The organism is Streptomyces sp. NBC_00029 (genome assembly GCF_045160505.1).
Taxonomy (GTDB): Bacteria; Actinomycetota; Actinomycetes; order Streptomycetales; family Streptomycetaceae; genus Streptomyces.
In genome coordinates, this window is sequence record NZ_CP108292.1 from 4,165,982 (window position 1) to 4,180,295 (window position 14,314).

The following is a 14,314-nucleotide window of genomic DNA, read 5'->3' on the forward strand; positions in this document are numbered from 1 at the left end:
ATCAGTGGAGGTCGATCGATCTCATCGGGTCGCGGAGGTCGACCTCGCTGCCGATGCCCCAGAGGGTGTCCAGTTCCTTCTGGACCTGCCGGCCCATCACGGTGTCGGATCCGTCGATCTCGGTCTGGGGGGATTCGATGGCCAGCTGCCCGTGGAGGAACGAGCTGACCAGGTAGTGCTCGTCGGCCTTGTAGACGGCGATCGACGGCAGGGAGTTGTAGACGCGGACGCTGAGCCTGGTCCGGAGCTCCGGTGCGAGGCGGTCGTGGATCGTCTTGAGGATGTCCAGGCTCGCGCCGACGTCCACGGAGCTGCGGGTGGCGCGCAGGGCCTCGTCGCGCAGGTCCGCGACGGCGGACTTCGGGTGCAGCAGCAGGATGCGCACCTGGACGTTCCGCTCGGTGACGGCCCGCTCCAGCTCTCCTTCGAGGCGGCTCAGGTTGGGTATCCAGGTCTGGAGGATGGAGACGTCCTGGCGTGCGGCCCCCAGGAGCCTCTTGAACTCCTCGTCGGAGAAGACCCGGTGGACCCGGGTCACGCCGAGGTAGTGCTGGCGCCGGAGCTCGCCGGTCAGCCCGTCGAGGGTGAGGCCGGATATCTGGGTGTTGATGTTGTCGAGCACCTTCAGGCGGTCGAACTCCATCAGGAGGAAGAGCGTGACCGTGCTCAGGATCAGCAGCGTGATCTTCGGGAGCGTGCCGCCGGGCGCCATCCTGTCCAGCCAGCCGAAGAGGTCGGCAACCAGGACCAGGATGCCCGCCGCCGCCATCGCCCCGAGCGAGATCCGCTCGGCCCGGTACCGAAAGCCGTTGCCACTGCCCATGACCCACCCCAGCCCCGACGCCGTTGTCGTAGGCACCGACCTTACACACGAAGCCGGGCGATCTTGACGGCACCTCATGTTCGGTGTGACACAAGGGAGTTGACCGTTAAACGACCGTCGAGCGGTCGAACCGCCGAGCCGTCGAGTCGTCCAGGTCCCGCAAGCGCCTCCGCCTCCACCCTTCCTATCTGACGCACCGTCAGCTTCAATCATTGCTGTGATGGGACATGCAGGGATGGCGGCCACCGTCGTCCGATACCTCAGGTCAGTCGGCTCCCCCACCTCCGCCTCGGCGCAGCGGGAACCCGAGTCCGTCGACGCCCTGCCGCGTCCCGACCTGCGGGCCGTCGGCGAGGACGAGCGCGCGCCGGTGTCCCCCGCCGAGTTCCGGGCCGTCCTCGGGAACTTCGCCAGCGGGGTCACCGTCATCACCGCGCCGCCCGGTAAGGACGAGGGCGGCCCGGCCGGCTTCGCCTGCCAGTCCTTCGCCTCGCTGTCCCTCGATCCGCCCCTGGTCACCTTCATGGTGGCCCGTACGTCGACCACCTGGCCGCGGATCGCGCGCGCCGGGGTGTTCTGCGTCAACATCCTCGGGGCCGAACAGGGCGAGCTGTGCCGGTCCTTCGCCGTCAGCGGCGCGGACAAGTTCGCCGGGGTGACCCACACCCCCGCCCCCGTCACGGGATCTCCGCAGCTCGACGCCGTACCCGCCTGGATCGACTGCCGGATCCAGGCCGTCCACACCGGCGGGGACCACCTCATCGTGGTGGGCCGGGTCGTGGCCATGGGCGCGGCCGGCGAGGGCGAACCTCTCCTCTTCCACAAGGGCCGCTTCGGCCGCCTGGCCGACTGACCCCGCCCACCTCCCCGGCCCCGTACGCAGAAGGGCGGCCCCGGGCCGTCCGGACCCCGGGGCCGCCCTTCCCGCGGATCAGAAGGTCAGCACCCCGCGCGCCACCCGCCCGTGATGGGCGTCGTCCGCGGCCTTGGCGAAGTCCTCGACCGGATAGACCTCGGTCACCAGCTCGTCCAGCAGCAGCCGGCCCTGCCGGTACAGCTCGGCGTACAGGGCGATGTCGCGCTGCGGGCGCGAGGAACCGTACCGGCAGCCCATGATCGTCTTGTCGAGGTACATGGACGACACGAGGAAGGACGCCTCCTCCCGGAAGCCGGGCACACCGAGCAGGACCGCCTGCCCGTGCCGGTCCAGGAGGTCGATCGCCTGGCGGATCAGCTTGACGCTGCCCACGCACTCGAAGGCGTGGTCGGCGCCGGTCGGCAGGATCTCGCGCACCGCCGCCGACGAGTCGGCCACCGCGGACGCGTCGATGAAGTGCGTGGCCCCGAACTGCCGGGCCACCGCCTCCTTCGCCGGGTTCGCGTCCACCGCCACGATCGTCGTGGCACCCGCGATCCGGGCCCCCTGCAGGACGTTCAGCCCGATGCCGCCGGTGCCGATGACGACCACCGTCTCACCACGGTCCACGCGCGCCCGGTTCAGTACCGCCCCCACCCCGGTGAGGACCCCGCAGCCGATGAGCGCCGCCGAGGTCAGCGGGATGTCGGCCGGTATCTTCACCGCCTGCACGGCGCGGACGATCGTCCGCTCCGCGAAGGAGGAGTTGGAGGCGAACTGGAAGAGCGGCTTCCCGCCCCGCGAGAACGGCTGCCCCGGCATCCCGATCGCCTTGCGGCACATCGTCGGCCGGCCCCGGTCGCAGTCCGCGCAGGCCCCGCAGTTGGCCAGCGTGGACAGCGCCACGTGATCGCCCGGCACCACGTGCGTGACGCCCGGACCCACCGCCTCCACGACGCCCGCGCCCTCGTGCCCCAGCACCACCGGCGGCGGGAACGGAATCGTCCCGTCTATCACCGACAGGTCGCTGTGGCACAGCCCGGCCGCCCCGATCGCCACCAGCACCTCCCCCGGCCCCGGGTCCCGGATCTCCAGGTCGTCGACCACCTGGGCCTGCTTGCCGTCGAACACGACGCCTCTCACCTGGACTCCTTAGGCAGGCCGAGCACACGCTCGGCGATGATGTTCCGCTGGATCTCGTCCGAGCCGCCGTAGATGGTGTCGGCACGGGTGAACAGGAACAGGCGCTGCTCCTCGTCGAGCCCGAGTTCGTACGGCAGCCCGGGCGCCCAGGCCGCCGGCCCGGCGGTGGCCGCAGCTCCTCGGACCTCCACCGCCAGCTCCCCGAGCCGCCGGTGCCAGCCGCCCCACAGCAGCTTGGCCACGCTGGGCGCGCCGGGGTCCCCCGCGGAGGAGGCCAGGGTCCGCAGCGCGTTCCACCGCATCGTGCGCAGCTCGGCCCACTGCCGGACCAGCCGGTCCCGCAGTACGGGGTCCCCGGCGCCGGAGGCGGCCCGCGCCGCGTAGGCGGCCAGGACCCGCTCCAGTTCCGCCGCGAACCCGATCTGCTGGACCAGGGTCGAGACCCCCCGCTCCAGGGCGAGCAGCCCCATGGCCACGGTCCAGCCGTCGCCCTCCGCGCCGACGACCCCGGCCGCGACCGCTCCGTCGAAGAAGACCTCGTTGAACTCGCTCGTCCCCGACATCTGCCGGATCGGCCGGACCTCGACGCGGCCGGGCTGGTCCATCCGTACGAGGAGGAACGACAGGCCCCGGTGGCGGCGCGAGCCGGGCTCGGTGCGGGCCAGGACGAAGCACCAGTCCGCGTCGCGGGCGAGCGAGGTCCAGATCTTCTGGCCCGTCACCCGGTACCGCCCGTCCGCCGCGTCCCGTACCGCGGCCGTACGGATCCCCGCGAGGTCGGACCCGGCGCCCGGCTCGCTGTAGCCCTGGCACCACAGCTCCTCGCCCCGCGCGATGCCGGGCAGGAAGCGGCCCTGCTGCTCGGGGGTCCCGTAGGCGATGAGCGTCGGGGCGAGGAGGTTCTCACCGATGTGGCCGACCCGGCCGGGCGCGCGCAGGGCCGCGTACTCCTCGGCCCACACCACCTGGCCGGTCAGCGACAGCCGGCGGTTGCCCCACCCGTCGGCCTGCCAGCCCTGCCCGATCCAGCCTCCCCGGCCCAGCTCGCGCTCCCACTCGCGCCGGGCTTCGATGCCCTCGTGCTCGCTGCCCGGCCCGCCCAGGCCGAGGACCCCCGCGTACGGGCCCACGAGGTGCTCCGCCAGCCACGCCCGGGCGCGCCCGCGCAGCTCCTCGTCCTCGGCCCCGAAGCTGAATTCCACGCCGCTCCCCCTTTGGTCCGGTCCGGTCCGCGTCTACGCGTTGGGGCGGTCCTTGGCGGCCGCCGCCTTGGCCATGGCCTCCAGCTGCGCGAGCATCGGCATCGGGTCGGTGCCGACCGTGCCGGGGAGGAAGTCGGCGATCTTCTCCGGCGTCCAGGCGCCCTCGGCGTAGCCGGCGCGCAGCTCGCGCGGCTGCGCCCAGACGGCGATCTTCGGGCCGGCGATCGTGTAGACCTGCCCGGTGATGTCCTCGGCCCTGGCCCGGTCGCTGAGCAGGTAGGTGACGAGCGCGGCCACGTCCTCGGGCTCGCCGATCTCCTTGAGCTCCATGGGGACGTTCGCGGACATGCGGGTGCGGGCGACGGGTGCGACGGCGTTGGCGGTGACCCCGTACTTGGCCAGGCCCAGCGCGGCGGAGCGGACGAGCGAGATGATCCCGCCCTTGGCCGCGCTGTAGTTGGCCTGGGCGACGGAGCCCTGGTGGTTGCCGCTGGTGAAGCCGATCAGGGTGCCCGAGCCCTGCCGGCGCATGACGGCGGAGGCGGCGCGGAACACGGTGAAGGTGCCCTTGAGGTGGGTGGCGATGACCGGGTCCCATTCCTCCTCGGCCATGTTGAACAGCATCCGTTCGCGCAGGATGCCGGCCACGCACACGACGCCGTCGATGCGGCCGTACTGCGCGAGTGCGGTGTCGACGAGGCGCTGGCCGCCCGCCATGGTGGAGATGTCGTCGGCGACGGCGACGGCCTCCCCGCCGACGGCCAGGATCTCCTTCACCACGCCGTCGGCGATCTCGCTGCTGGGCTCCGCGCCCTCGATCCCGACCCCGTAGTCGTTGACGACGACCTTGGCGCCCTCGGCGGCCGCGGCGAGTGCCACGGCCCGCCCGATGCCCCGGCCGGCGCCGGTGACGGCGACGACCTTGCCTGCCAAGAAGTTCCCCACGTCCGGCCCCTTCCCGCGATTTCTGACGGACCGTTAGATTCTATGGGTAGTCAGATGTGCGAGCACAAGCCCTCGTTGCCGTCGTAACCGCCACATCCACGCAAGGAGCTGTCGACGCCCATGACCCTGCCCGCCGAGTTCCACGACATCGCCAAGCGCGTCAACAACTGGGGACGATGGGGCGCCGCCGACGAGATCGGCACCCTGAACCTGATCACCGACGAGGTGGTCCGGGGCGCCGCGGCGGAGATCCGTACCGGCCGCCGGATCCCGCTCGCCCTCCCGCTCAAGGAGGACGGGGTCCAGGTCGGCATGATCCCGGGCCGGATCAACCCACTGCACACGATGGTGCAGATCAACCAGGAGCTCTTCGGGCCCGGCACGGTGGCGTGCAGCGACGACGCCGTGAGCATGGGCCTCCAGGCGGGCACCCACTGGGACGCCCTCACCCACGTCTCGCACTCGGGAAAGATCTACAACGGCCGCCCGGCCGGCACCATCACGGCGCACGGCCGCGCCGAGTTCAGCGGCATCGACAAGGCCGGCCACATCGTCTCGCGCGGAGTCCTCCTCGACGTGGCGCGCGCGAAGGGGCTGGACCGGCTGCCGGGCGGCCACGCGGTGACGCCCGGGGACCTCGCGGAGGCCGAGGAGTTCGGCGGGGTGACCGTCCGCCCCGGCGACATCGTCCTGGTCCGCACCGGCCAGATACAGGTCTACCTGGCGGGCGACAAGCACGGCTACGGCTTCCCCTCGCCCGGGCTGTCGGTCCGCACACCCGAGTGGTTCCACGCGCGGGACGTGGCGGCCGTCGCGAACGACACCCTGACCTTCGAGATCTTCCCGCCGGAGATCGAGAACCTGTGGCTGCCCGTGCACGCCCTCGACCTGGTCGAGATGGGCATGCACCAGGGCCAGAACTGGAATCTCGAAAAGTTGTCCACAGCCTGTGCAGAAGAAAACCGCTACGCGTTCCTTCTCTCCGCGATGCCGGAACCGTTCGTCGGCGGTACCGGCACTCCGGTGGCCCCGGTGGCCCTCCTCTGAGTCCGTCGGGGCGGGTGCGGGGCGGGCGGCGGCGGACCGGACGACCCCGGCCACCCGCGTGCCGTGCCCAGTGGAACCATGAGGTGGACATGACGCGTCACCGTACGCGCGTCACACCCCGTCCCCACCCCCTTCCCCGCAGGAGAAGCCCGCATGGCCAACCCGTACCAGGTAACGCCGCCACCTGCCCCCAGGCGCCGCTCGGGCGGCAACGTCGTCGCCGTCATCGTCCTCGCCGTGGTCATCATCGGCGGCTACTTCCTCATGCAGTCGCTCCGCAAGGACGACGGCAAGCCGACGGCGTCCACCTCGGCCTCCCCCTCGGCCAAGCCCACCGCCAAGGACCCCGGCTCCCCCGAGTCCTCCTCCGACACCTCCAGCGCGTGGAAGGTCGGCGACTGCGGCGGCCCCGACCCGGCGAAGGCCCCCGACGGGTTCAAGCGGACGGGCTGCTCCGACTCCGGCGCCACCTTCAAGGCCATCGACATCAAGGACGCCAGCATCCTTCCGGGCTCGATCCAGTGCCCGCCCGGCACCGACCTGATGATCGAAGTCAGCATCTCCTACAACGGCGGCAAGAGCAGCGGCATCCCCACCAACACGGTCTGCGGCCGCAACCTGTCGGGCGACCACCCCGGCGACGCGGGCGCCGGCGGCGGCCAGCTGGTCAAGGGTGACTGCGTGACCTCCCAGGCCAAGGAGGTCGCCTGCAGCGGCTCGGGCGCCCAGAAGGTCCTCGGCCTCGTCAAGTCGAAGTCCGAGTGCCCCTCCGGCACCACCGACCCGATCGAGCTGACCATCGCGATCGGCCGCCCGTACGACGTGATCTGCACCGACGGCTAGACAGCTGCCGAAAGGCCGTCCGCCCGCCGTCCCGGCACGACGCCCGGGACGGCGGGCGGCCGCAGGCGCCGAAAAGCGCGTGCCGCACCCTCCGCGAAGGCGCAGACTCACCCCATGGCGGACATGCGGGCATTGCGGGAAGCGGTCGACGAGTGGGCGGGCGGCGGCACCGGCGAGGCCGCGGGCGAGCTGGCCGCCCACTTGAACGTACGGACGGCGGTCCTGCTGGAGGGCCCCAGCGACCTCGCGGCCGTCGAGGCGCTCGCCGAACGGCGCGGCCGCGACCTCGCCGCCGAGGGCGTGTGCGTCGTGTCGATGGGCGGCGCGATGAGCGTGGCCCGCTACACCGGCCTCCTCGGCCCGCCCGGCCTGGGCCTGCGCCTGACCGGACTGTGCGACGAGAACGAACAGCCCTTCTACGACCGCGCCCTGGAGCGGGCCGGAGCTCCCCGCGAGGGCTTCTTCGTGTGCGTGGCGGACCTGGAGGACGAACTCATCCGCGCCCTGGGCACCCCGCGGATCGAGGACATCCTGCGGGCCGAGGGCGAGCTCCGCTCCTGGCAGACCTTCGTACGCCAGCCCGCCCAGCGCGGCCGGGCCCGGCCGCAGCAGTTGCGGCGCTTCCTGGGCACGACGAAGGGCCGCAAGATCCGCTACGGCCGCCTCCTCGCCGAGGCCCTCGCCCCCGAAGAGGTACCGGCCCCGCTCGACGGTCTCCTCGCGAGCGTGTGACCCGGTCCGGCCCCCTCCCCGGGAGGGGGCGCGGCGGGTTCTGCGGGTGGCGGCGGCGCGCATGCACGCCCCGAGCGCGGCACGGCAGCCGCCACCCCACGACCCGCACTCGTCAAGGCCTGTCCTTGGCGTCCCCTCGCGTCGAATCGCTCCACACCAGGGTGATCAAGATGTGACGAACCGTCAACACCTCGTTAGAGGTACACGCGCGGTTCCCGTACCGGGGAGTGACATTCCGGCGCGCCGTCCGAGTGGTGCTCGGACGCGCAGTCCGAGGCCGATTTCTCCGCACGGTCGATCTCGCACCAGATCTGTTTGCCCGCGCCCTCGCGCGACCAGCCCCAGCGGTCCGCCAGCCCGTCGACCAGCTCCAGGCCGCGCCCGCCCGTGTCCTCGCCGCAGGCCTGCCTGCGGGCCGGTGCCCGGTCGCTCGCGTCGGCCACCTCCACCCGGACCCCGGGCCCCCCGAACAGCATCCTCAGCACGGCCGGACAGCCCGTGTGCACGACCGCGTTCGTGACCAGTTCGGAGATCAGCAGGATCAGCGTCTCGGCGAGCGGCTCGTCATCCCCTATGCCCGACCCGGCCAAACGGGACCGGGCCCACCGGCGGGCCCGGCCGACCTCGGCGGGATCCGCTCCGACCTCCAGCTGAACCTGAAGCACCTGCACCGCTCACACCATCCGAACCGGCGGACACTTCGCCTCGCGACCGACGGGATCACCTGGGGGTACCTCCGGGCGGTAACCCGGGGGGAGTGATCCCCTTGCGGAGCAGCATGGTTGACGTACAGTCACCACAACAAGCGCTTCGGGCATATTCCCGCGCGAAGGAGTGGGCGTGGTGCATACTGTGCGACGCTCGCGCCGCTCAACCGCTCGCATTCGTGGGAGCGTACCGGAGCAGGCCCCTCCTTCCGGGCCGCAATCGGGCGTCGAAGGACACAAACCGATATCAACTCTCTGTAATCGGACATGCGTCCCGCGCCGTCCCTCCCGTGCCTCGACGTCACAGCGAGCGACGACCGCCGAGGCCTCCCGGCCCGCGCGCCGGTGTGCCCCGGGGCCAGCCCCGGGCCCGACCCGGCCGCCGCGCTACCCCGCCGAGCCCAGCAGTTCCTGCGCCAGCAGCTCCTCCGCCTGCGCCGCCGTACGCCACTGCTCCGCCCGCACCCAGGCCCGCTTGAGGTGCAGGTGCACGTCCGCCTCCCAGGTGAAGCCCATCCCGCCGTGCACCTGCAGACAGTCCCGCGCGCCCCGCACGGCCGCCCCGTCCGCGAGGAGCTTGGCCGCCGCCACCTCACCGGGATCCCCCGTCACCGCCGCCGCGTAGACCGCCGTACGGGCCACCTCCGCCCGCACCAGCATCTGCGCGCACAGGTGCTTGACCGCCTGGAACGCCCCGATCGGCTGCCCGAACTGCTCGCGCTCACCCGCGTACCGCACCGCCAGCTCCACCGTGCGCAGTGCGCTCCCGACCTGCAGCGCGGCCGTCAGCAGCGCCCCCGCCTCGCGGTACGGCGAGACGTCGCCCACCGCCACCGCCACCCGGTGCAGCGGCGTCAGCGGGTCCACCGAACGCACCGGCTCGCCGGCCGGCACCCCGGACGCCCCCAGCACCGCGTCCGCGTCCGCGAGGTGGGCCACCAGCGGCCCGTCCAGGTCGAAGGCGCTCACCACGGCCGTCCCGGCCGCCGCGCCCGGCACCACCCCGGCGGCCAGGTGCGTGGCCACCAGCGGCCCCGGCACGAGCGCCCGCCCGGCCTCCTCGAAGACCAGGACCGCCTCCGGCAGCCCCAGACCCACACCGCCCTCCGCCTCCGGCAGGCGCAGCGCGAAGAAGCCCGCCTCGCCCAGCTCCCGCCACAGCGCGCGGTCCACGCCGGCCCCGGTGTCGACCGAAGCCCGCAGTGCCTCGCGCCCGTACCGCCCCGCCAGCAGGTCCCGTACGCCCGCCCGCAGGTCCTTCTGGTCCTCGGTCGGCTGGAAGTCCATGCCCCTCACCGGCCCTTCGGGAGGCCGAGGATCCGCTCGGCGACGATGTTCTGCTGGATCTGCGAGGTGCCCGCGGCGATCGTGTACGAGAGGGACGACAGCCGGTCCAGGACCCACCCCTCCTCCAGGGAGAGGGACGAGGCCCCGAGGACCTCCGCGGCCGTGTCGTACAGCTCCTGGCGCGCGTGCGAGTAGGCGAGCTTGAAGACGGAACCGCCGATGCCCGGGACCCCGCCGGCCGACCGCTCGGCCTCGCTGACGTTCCACTGGGTGAGCCGCCACAGCGCGCCGAACTCCCCGTACAGCCGCCCCAGCCTGCGCCGCAGCACCGGATCGTCCCACCGGCCGTTGGCCTTCGCCGTCCGGGCCAGTTCCCCCAGGGTCCGGCGGCAGGCGACGACCTCGCCGACGAAGGCGGTGCCCCGCTCGAAGGACAGCGTGACCATGGTGACGCGCCAGCCGTCGTTCTCCGCACCGACCCGGTCGGCCACCGGGACCCGCACCTCGTCGAGGAACATCTCCGCGAACTCCGCCGAGCCGGCGAGCGTGCGCAGCGGCCGCACCGTCACCCCCGGCGCGTCCATCGGCATGGCCAGCCAGGAGATCCCCCGGTGCTTGGGGGCCGACGGATCGGTGCGCACCAGCAGCTCGCACCAGTCGGCGACCTCCGCGTGCGAGGTCCAGATCTTCGACCCAGTGATCACGTAGTCGTCGCCGTCGCGCACGGCCCGCGTCCGCAGGGAGGCCAGGTCCGACCCGGCGTCCGGCTCGCTGAATCCCTGGCACCACACCTCGTCGCCGCGCAGCACGGGCGGCAGCCAGCGCGCCCGCTGCTCGGCCGTGCCCTCGGCGGCGATGGTCGGACCGGCGTGCAGCAGCCCGACGAAGTTCGCGCCGACGTACGGTGCGCCGGCGCGCTCGGTCTCCTCCAGGAAGATCAGGTGCTGGGTCGGGGTGGCCCCGCGGCCGCCCGCGTCCAGCGGCCAGTGCAGGCCCGCGTACCCGGCCTCGTACAGCCGGCGCTGCCAGCCGAGATCGTACGCGCGCCGCCCCGGCCAGTCGTCGGGGGACGGCGCGGCCGGCAGCTCGGGGAGCACCTTGGCGAGCCATACGCGCAGCCGGGCGCGGAATTCCTGCTCCTCCTCGGTGTAGGTCAGGTCCATCAGCGGCGGCTCCTGTCCAGGTCGAGTCCGAGCATGCGGATGGCGTTGCCGCGCATGAGCTTGTAGATCGTCTCGTCGTCCAGTCCCTTCACGTGGTCGAGGGCGACCTCCTTGGTGTGCGGGAAGGTCGAGTCCACGTGCGGGTAGTCGGTCTCGAAGGTGGCGTTGTCGCGTCCGACGACGTCGAGGGAGGCGATCCCGTGCTTGTCGCGGAAGAAGCAGCAGAACATCTGCCGGTAGTAGTAGGTGGAGGGCGGTTCGGGGATCAGGTCGCGCACGCCGCCCCAGGCGCGGTGCTCCTCCCAGACGTCGTCGGCGCGTTCCAGGGCGTAGGGGATCCAGCCCATCTGACCTTCGCTGTAGGCGAGCTTCAGCGTCGGGAACTTCACCAGGACGCCGCTGAAGAGGAAGTCCATCATCGAGGCCATCGCGTTGTTGAAGCTGAGCGAGGCCTGGACGGCGGGGGGTGCGTCGGGGGAGGCGGCGGGCATCTGGGAACTGGACCCGATGTGCATGTTGACCACCGTGCCGGTCTCCTGGCAGACGGCGAAGAAGGGGTCCCAGTAGCCGGTGTGGATGGAGGGGAGCCCGAGGTAGGTGGGGATCTCGGAGAAGGTGACGGCCTTCACCCCGCGGGCCGCGTTGCGCCGGATCTCGGCGACGGCGAGGTCGATGTCCCACAGCGGGATGATGCACAGCGGGATCAGCCGGCCGCCGCTGTCGCCGCACCACTCCTCGACCATCCAGTCGTTGTAGGCGCGCACGCAGGCGAGGGCGACCTCCTTGTCGTGGGCCTCGGCGAAGGTCTGCCCGCAGAAGCGCGGGAAGGTCGGGAAGCACAGCGAGGCCTCGACGTGGTTGAGGTCCATGTCGGCGAGGCGGGCCTTGGGGTCCCAGCAGCCGCGGCGCATCTCCTCGCGGGTGATGCCCTCCAGGGTCATGTCGTCGCGGTCGAAGCCGACGGCGGCGATGTTGCGCTTGTACGGGAACTTCAGGTCCTCGTAGATCCACCAGTCGGTCGGCGGGCCGTCGGGGTCCATGGTGATGACGTACTTGCCGCCGGTGTAGGCGAGTTCACCGATGCCTGCGGTGAGCGCCTTGGGGCCGCGGTCGCGGTACTTGGCGGGCAGCCAGACGTCGAACAGGTGCGCGGGCTCGATCACGTGGTCGTCGACGCTGATGATCCGAGGCAGTTCCATGGTCTCCCCAATCCGTGATCTGATGGATCGTCAGAAACAAGCTAGCCCCGCCACCCCTGGACCGACAAGCGTCCGCGCTCTACGCTCTGCGCTTGATCTGACTATCCGTCAGCTATGGGGAGGTCTGGGATGACGGACACCGCGACCGCGACAGAACTGAGCCGGTCCCGCACCCTGTGGGAACTGATCACCAGGCGCGCCGCACTGACCCCGGACACCACCGTCCTCACCGAGGCCGCCGACGATCCCGCACACGACCGCCGGCTGACCTTCGGGGAGCTGCGCAACCGCTCCGAACGCGTCGCCGCCGGCCTGTACGACATGGGGGTACGCCCCGGCACGGTCGTCGCCTGGCAGCTCCCCACCCGCATCGAGACCGTGCTGCTGTCCATCGCGCTCGCCCGGATCGGCGCCGTACAGACCCCCGTCATCCCCTTCTACCGGGACCGCGAGGTCGGCTTCGCCCTCCGCGAGTCCAAGGCCGAGCACTTCGCCGTCCCCGGAACCTGGCGCGGCTTCGACCACACCGCCATGGCCGCCCGCCTCGGCGCGCGCGGCGTCTTCGAGGCCTACGCCTCCCTCCCCGACGGCGACCCCGCGGTCCTGCCCCCGCCGCCCGCGGACGGCACCACCGTCCGCTGGATCTACTGGACCTCCGGCACCACCTCCGACCCCAAAGGCGTCCTGCACACCGACCGCTCCCTGATCGCGGGCGGCTCCTGCCTCGCCCACGCCCTGCACCTGGGCCCGTCCGACGTCGGCTCGATGGCCTTCCCGTACGCGCACATAGGCGGCCCGGACTACCTGATCATGCTGCTCCTGTACGGCTTCCCCGCCGTGCTCTTCGAGAAGTTCGCGATGCCGGACGCGCTGGACGGGTACCGGCGCCACGGGGTCACCGTGGCCGGCGGATCGACGGCCTTCTACTCCATGTTCCTGACCGAGCAGCGCAAGGCCCCGGACGTCCCCCTCATCCCCACGCTCCGCCTCCTCGCGGGCGGCGGCGCCCCCAAACCGCCGGAGATCTACCACGCGGTCGTACGGGAACTGGGCTGCCGGCTCACCCACGGCTACGGCATGACCGAGGTCCCGATGATCACCATGGGCGCCCCGGACGACACCCCCGAGAACCTCGCCACCACCGAGGGCCGCCCGCCCGCGGGCATGTCCATCCGCATCACCGCCCCGGACGGCACCCCGCTGCCCCCCGGCACGGACGGGGAGGTCCGGCTGCGCGGCGAGGCCGTCTGCCAGGGCTACCTGAACCGCGACGCCTCGGCGGAGGTCTTCGACCCCGACGGCTACCTGATCACGGGCGACCTCGGGCACCTGACGCAGGACGGCTACCTGGTCCTCACCGGCCGCAGCAAGGACGTCATCATCCGCAAGGGCGAGAACATCTCGGCGAAGGAGATCGAGGACCTCCTCCACCGCCTCCCGGGCATCGCGGACGTGGCCGTCATCGGCCTCCCGGACCCCACCCGCGGCGAACGCGTCTGCGCGGTGGTCGAACAACCCCCGGGAGCCGCCCCCCTGACCCTCCCCCAGCTGACGTCCTACCTCCGCACGGAGGGCCTGGCCACCCACAAACTCCCGGAACAACTGGAACTCCTGGAGTCCCTCCCCCGCAACGAGGCCCTGCGCAAGGTCCTGAAGTACAAACTGCGGGAGCGGTACGCGTGAGCCCTGCGGGGCGGTCGCAGATGCCCGGCCCGGTCGGGCGCGAAGAGGCACGACCGGGAGGCGGGGCCCAGCCAGACCCGATCCCGAGTCGGGGGAGCGCGTCCAATTGCTACGCGCTCCCCATCTCTCAGCGTCTCCAGCCCGTCCTGGGCCGGACATAGGCCGCCCACGATCCATAGGCGCTTCTCGATGACGCGTCTGCGATCCATCCGGGGTCGTCACTTCCACGACGACGAAGGAAGATCTGCTAGTGGTGCCTGGACCCCCGACGTCCTGCCCCCGTCCTTCGCCGCGGGGCTGAAGACGTCACATCAGATGGCGGCTTTCTCGATCGCCTCGAAGATGTCGGCGTCGGTCTCCTGCTGCCAGGACGGCAGATCGGGCCATTCAGCCACGTAGCCCGGCTTCGGGTCGTCGAAGTGCTTGAACATCTGGGCCGTCCAGCACGTCGCGACGAACCGGCTCTTCTGCTCGCGGGACAGCCTCGACGTGTGGCCGCCGCTGATCTCGATGAACTGCCGGACCTGGTCGTAGACCGACCCTGCTGCCTCGCGCTCCCAATCCGGGGTGTCCTCCCACGGAGTGACGTAGCCGGCCTTCGGCTCTCCGGGGTAGTGCTGGCGCACCCCGGCGATCCAGGTCTCACGGAACAGTCGTGCACCCTCGGTCTGCGACATGCCTACC

Annotated in this window: 14 protein-coding genes; 5 read left to right on the top strand and 9 right to left on the bottom strand. The window is 71.8% G+C overall.

What is annotated here, in order from left to right; all coding sequences use genetic code 11:
* Position 1: 1 nt before the first annotated feature.
* Positions 2-823 carry a hypothetical protein gene (locus OG753_RS19465; protein ID WP_405789378.1) on the bottom strand — a complete coding sequence of 274 codons (822 nt, stop codon included), beginning with the start codon at positions 821-823 and terminating at the stop codon, positions 2-4.
* A gap of 235 nt (positions 824-1,058) precedes the next feature.
* On the opposite strand from OG753_RS19465, the gene OG753_RS19470 reads away from it, so the two are divergent.
* Positions 1,059-1,676 (top strand): flavin reductase family protein, encoded by a 618-nt coding sequence (locus OG753_RS19470; protein ID WP_327266823.1) that lies wholly within the window; start codon positions 1,059-1,061, stop codon positions 1,674-1,676.
* 78 nt (positions 1,677-1,754) lie between these two features.
* Here OG753_RS19470 and OG753_RS19475 read toward each other — a convergent pair whose 3' ends face one another.
* Genes OG753_RS19475 through OG753_RS19485 form a run of 3 tightly spaced genes read right to left on the bottom strand, consistent with a single transcriptional unit; the run spans position 1,755 to position 4,969 of the window.
* The gene (locus OG753_RS19475; protein WP_327263035.1) at positions 1,755-2,822 is read right to left on the bottom strand and encodes a Zn-dependent alcohol dehydrogenase; all 1,068 of its coding nucleotides are present in this window, start codon (positions 2,820-2,822) and stop codon (positions 1,755-1,757) included.
* The gene (locus OG753_RS19480) at positions 2,819-4,024 is read right to left on the bottom strand and encodes an acyl-CoA dehydrogenase family protein (RefSeq protein WP_327263036.1); all 1,206 of its coding nucleotides are present in this window, start codon (positions 4,022-4,024) and stop codon (positions 2,819-2,821) included. The genes OG753_RS19475 and OG753_RS19480 overlap by 4 nt, the downstream gene beginning before the upstream one ends.
* 33 nt (positions 4,025-4,057) lie before the next feature.
* Complete coding sequence (locus OG753_RS19485) at positions 4,058-4,969, bottom strand: SDR family oxidoreductase (protein ID WP_327263037.1); 912 nt, start codon at positions 4,967-4,969, stop codon at positions 4,058-4,060.
* A gap of 120 nt (positions 4,970-5,089) precedes the next feature.
* Here OG753_RS19485 and OG753_RS19490 point away from each other — a divergent pair, with 120 nt between their 5' ends.
* From OG753_RS19490 to OG753_RS19500, 3 genes are all read left to right on the top strand, one after another.
* Positions 5,090-6,016, top strand: coding sequence for a cyclase family protein (locus OG753_RS19490; protein ID WP_327263038.1), 927 nt, complete (start codon positions 5,090-5,092; stop codon positions 6,014-6,016).
* A gap of 153 nt (positions 6,017-6,169) precedes the next feature.
* The gene (locus OG753_RS19495; RefSeq protein ID WP_327263039.1) at positions 6,170-6,859 is read left to right on the top strand and encodes a hypothetical protein; all 690 of its coding nucleotides are present in this window, start codon (positions 6,170-6,172) and stop codon (positions 6,857-6,859) included.
* Between the two features lie 114 nt (positions 6,860-6,973).
* Positions 6,974-7,591: a TOPRIM nucleotidyl transferase/hydrolase domain-containing protein gene (locus tag OG753_RS19500; protein ID WP_327263040.1), complete on the top strand. Its 618-nt coding sequence runs from the start codon at positions 6,974-6,976 to the stop codon at positions 7,589-7,591.
* Positions 7,592-7,785: 194 nt separating this feature from the next.
* Here OG753_RS19500 and OG753_RS19505 read toward each other — a convergent pair whose 3' ends face one another.
* From OG753_RS19505 to OG753_RS19520, 4 genes are all read right to left on the bottom strand, one after another.
* On the bottom strand, positions 7,786-8,262 hold the full coding sequence (locus OG753_RS19505) for an ATP-binding protein (protein WP_327263041.1): 477 nt from the start codon (positions 8,260-8,262) through the stop codon (positions 7,786-7,788).
* A gap of 423 nt (positions 8,263-8,685) precedes the next feature.
* Positions 8,686-9,585 (bottom strand): acyl-CoA dehydrogenase family protein, encoded by a 900-nt coding sequence (locus tag OG753_RS19510; protein WP_327263042.1) that lies wholly within the window; start codon positions 9,583-9,585, stop codon positions 8,686-8,688.
* Positions 9,586-9,590: 5 nt separating this feature from the next.
* Positions 9,591-10,748 (bottom strand): acyl-CoA dehydrogenase, encoded by a 1,158-nt coding sequence (locus tag OG753_RS19515; RefSeq protein WP_327263043.1) that lies wholly within the window; start codon positions 10,746-10,748, stop codon positions 9,591-9,593.
* A complete protein-coding gene (locus OG753_RS19520; RefSeq protein ID WP_327263044.1) occupies positions 10,748-11,947 on the bottom strand; it encodes an amidohydrolase family protein in 1,200 nt (399 codons plus the stop codon). The genes OG753_RS19515 and OG753_RS19520 overlap by 1 nt, the downstream gene beginning before the upstream one ends.
* Before the next feature lie 129 nt (positions 11,948-12,076).
* On the opposite strand from OG753_RS19520, the gene OG753_RS19525 reads away from it, so the two are divergent.
* Positions 12,077-13,630 (top strand): AMP-binding protein, encoded by a 1,554-nt coding sequence (locus tag OG753_RS19525; protein WP_405789381.1) that lies wholly within the window; start codon positions 12,077-12,079, stop codon positions 13,628-13,630.
* 311 nt (positions 13,631-13,941) lie between these two features.
* Here OG753_RS19525 and OG753_RS19530 read toward each other — a convergent pair whose 3' ends face one another.
* Positions 13,942-14,307, bottom strand: coding sequence for a hypothetical protein (locus OG753_RS19530; protein WP_405789382.1), 366 nt, complete (start codon positions 14,305-14,307; stop codon positions 13,942-13,944).
* Between the last annotated feature and the right edge of the window lie 7 nt (positions 14,308-14,314).